Origin of the sequence: Mesorhizobium sp. M7A.F.Ca.CA.001.10.2.1 (genome assembly GCF_003998575.1) — a bacterium.
Lineage (GTDB): Bacteria > Pseudomonadota > Alphaproteobacteria > Rhizobiales > Rhizobiaceae > Mesorhizobium.
The window spans coordinates 1-762 of sequence record NZ_RZQY01001197.1 but is presented as its reverse complement, the minus strand read 5'-3'; the positions used below and the strand labels follow the sequence as shown (position 1 = coordinate 762).

Sequence of the window (762 nt, the reverse complement as noted above, 5' to 3'; positions counted from 1 at the left end):
CCCTTCACTGGAGGGTCGCGCGCCCTCCGATTTTTGGGCCGATGTGGTGGCCCAGACGCCTTCGCGCACAAGAAATGCCGAAGCCGCCGCTTCTTCGGCAACCCTGCGGGAGCCGCCAGTGCCGCTTATCGGCGCAAAACCGCGGACCTGCAAGGACACGGTGAAGACGGGCTGGTGGTCCGGGCCTTCGCGCTTTTCGATCACGTATTCGGGTCTGATATCGCTGGTCTTGGCAATCCATTCCTGCAGATCGGATTTCGGATTGAGCGGCTTTGTGATCACCGTATGCGAGCGCGGTTCCCAGTAGCGCAGGACAAACCGCCGCGCGGCCTCGATGCCACCGTCAACGTAAACCGCCGCGATCAGGGCTTCGACCGCATCCGCCAGATAGTTTCCGCCCGAGCCACGCGACCGCATCTTCAAGGCAGAATCGGCGCGGACCAGATCTTCCAGCTGCATTTCGATGCCGATCTCGGAGCATGTCCGCGCATCGACCAGCGCATTGAAACGCGGCGCGATTTCACCTTCCGGCGCATCGGGAAATTTTTCGAAAAGCATATCGGCGACGACAAGCCCGAGCACGCGGTCGCCAAGAAATTCAAGACGCTGGTTGTTGGTGGCGGCCTTGACCGCACTGGAATGCGTCAAGGCGGTCTCGAGCAAGCGGATATCCTTGAAGACGTGGCCGGTCTTGGCTTTTACCAAACCGGCCAGAGTTTCGCCTGTCGGACGCTTCAAAGCCATCAATTGACGAAGTGGAAC

1 protein-coding gene is annotated in these 762 nt (G+C 60.2%); it reads right to left on the bottom strand.

Going from position 1 to position 762, the window contains the following annotated elements:
• A partial coding sequence (gene rnc / locus EN964_RS36115; RefSeq protein WP_127277565.1) for a ribonuclease III occupies nucleotides 1-744 on the bottom strand: 744 nt, incomplete at its 3' end.
• Nucleotides 745-762 lie beyond the last annotated feature (18 nt).